Consider the following 2,334-nt stretch of genomic DNA (forward strand, 5'->3'; position numbering starts at 1 on the left):
CTTTGGAATTTCATCTTATAGTTTTATTTACTAAATTTAGAATTATAATCTCGCAACAAACCATATACTAGACCGTTACCACACATATGAGAAAAACGCTAACATCAATATTCACGATTTCGATTTTGGTCTTGGTTTTTTGGAATTGTAAAGAAGAAAAAGCCATTAGTGAAAGTGAATTTGAACAAGCCGTTTTCTACGAAATATTTCCTGCTATTTTAGATTCAATCTACTACGAGAAAAGACTTCTTCCACCGCCACCACCACCGCCTGAATTTTTCCAAAAAGAAGAATATAAAGACAATATCGACAAAGGAATTCAGGACTATAAACAAACTGATAAGTACAAAAACAATATTAAAAAATGGGAAAGAAAAAAAGACTCTCTGGAAAGGGATAAGTCTTTAATATATTTGGTCGTTTCTGATTCTATTAGTGGATTTGAAAAATATAAAATTGACCTAAACAGACTGAAATCGAACAATGAAAAGATTAAATTCAAATATCGTTCTGAATTCCCAAATGGACGTGAATTTTGGAGAACTAAATATGATTATTTTATTGCAGCAAATATTCAATTTGGTGGAATAATATTTGACAAAACTAAAAATAATGGCGTGCTGAATGGCGGTTATACAATGGGAATTTTAAACGGAAGTGGATTTAGAATTTATATCAAAAAAAATAAAAACGGTAATTGGATAATAGATAAAATTGAGGGAACTTGGATTTCTTAAAAAATACGTGTGGTAACACCGTGTATAATTAATTGCTTGGTTCTAGCCTACTTGCGAATATTCCTGCGGAATATTCACGGGTTCGTAAATGTTTGCTAACTTAGTCGCTAAACCACGCAACTAACCATACACAAAACCGTTAGCCACAATTTATGACAAGCTTTCGAACATATTTAATCATCAATTTAAAAGATTCGAAATTAGTCGAAACACTAGACTTTTCTGAAACTAATTTTAAGTTAGAATATCGTCCTGAACCAACTAATTGTTATTGGGAAGTTGAAAATGGAGAAATACATTATACAGGAGGGAAAGATTTATTAAAAGATTCTTCAGATAGAATTGAATATCAGCAAAACGAATTAATAATTTCTGCCGAAAATGAAGACATTGCAGAAAACGCACTATCACTTTTAAAAGGTGGTATTCTTTTAGGTTTTCCAACCCCAAGTACTACTCTACTTGATTTATATGTTTCTGAATTCAAAGAAACAGATTCAGATTTTTATAAAAATCATACAAATTACTTTCGAAAAATTGAAAATGTTGGATTTGGGTGTCAAGTATTAGAAAAAATCATACATAACAGAGAATGCTCTTATGCTCTAGAAAAATATAAAGTAAGCTTGGAATTACACTCATTTAGTCCTCATTCAGCTGATCCAATGTATGGCCAAGTTTTTGACCATTATGATTATAAAAAACAAACACATACTCGTTCGGCTTTTGCTATTATATCTGCCTTTTCTGTAATTGAGGAATTAGGACTTGAAATTCGGTCAAGCGCTAAAAACCCTAGGTTCTTAAACTCTGAAAAAGGTGAATGGAATCCAAAAGTTTTAAATAACATAGAAAAACGATTAAATACTATCGGAATAGACAAATCCTCAACTTTTGATTGGATTTTTAGAGGAGATAAAACAGAAGTTGAAAAGGATTTCAAACCTTATTTCGGATATGACTCTCAATGGACAAAATATGGTAAAAATGTTAGAGATAAAACATTAACTTTTCCAGAAGCAATTCATAATGCAAGTTATTTGAGAAATTTCATTGCATCTCATAAATTCAAAGAATTAACTGAATTTATTAGTCCTTATGACGTTTTCAATGTCCAATGTTTAGCTAGAAAGCTGATATTAGAAAATTTAGGAATATGGGAAACAATGTTAGGAAGAAAAAAGAAAAACAGTGGCTAACACCGTGTATAATTAATTGCTTTGTTTTTGCCTACTTGCGAATATTCCTGCGGAATATTCACAGGTTCGTGAAAGTTTACTAATTTAGTTGCTTAACCACGCAACTAACCATACACAAGACCGTTGGCAGCAATGCGTGTGCGGCAAAGTCCAACTCTAAATTGGAACTTATACAAATCTAAATTTTGAGAATAAAATAAAATTGGAATTTCAAAACGTTGGAATGAAAATCACAACGCAGGAATTATAAGCAGAACGGAAAATTACGGTTGAAAAAATAGCTACATCGCAATAAAAAAGCCTAGTTACTTTTTCGCGATTTTTTTTTTTTGACTTTTAAGTAAGTAAAATCAGAAAAAATGGAGTCGGAAATTTTAATTTCTTGCGGAACTAAATTG

General features: G+C 31.0%; 2 protein-coding genes. Both read left to right on the forward strand.

Annotated elements, in window-relative coordinates; translation table 11 throughout:
• Positions 1-86 precede the first annotated feature (86 nt).
• Positions 87-737 carry a hypothetical protein gene (locus HM986_RS17455; RefSeq protein ID WP_179336326.1) on the forward strand — a complete coding sequence of 217 codons (651 nt, stop codon included), beginning with the start codon at positions 87-89 and terminating at the stop codon, positions 735-737.
• A 152-nt stretch (positions 738-889) separates the two neighbouring features.
• Complete coding sequence (locus HM986_RS17460) at positions 890-1,936, forward strand: hypothetical protein (RefSeq protein ID WP_179336327.1); 1,047 nt, start codon at positions 890-892, stop codon at positions 1,934-1,936.
• Positions 1,937-2,334: the final 398 nt, after the last annotated feature.

It is taken from the genome of Winogradskyella costae (assembly GCF_013403865.1).
Taxonomy (GTDB): Bacteria; Bacteroidota; Bacteroidia; order Flavobacteriales; family Flavobacteriaceae; genus Winogradskyella; species Winogradskyella costae.

Bases quoted from the DNA above. Each gene is read 5' to 3' on its own strand.
- HM986_RS17455 (WP_179336326.1), top strand. From the start codon at position 87: ATGAGAAAAACGCTAACATCAATATTCACGATTTCGATTTTGGTCTTG.
- HM986_RS17460 (WP_179336327.1), top strand. From the start codon at position 890: ATGACAAGCTTTCGAACATATTTAATCATCAATTTAAAAGATTCGAAA.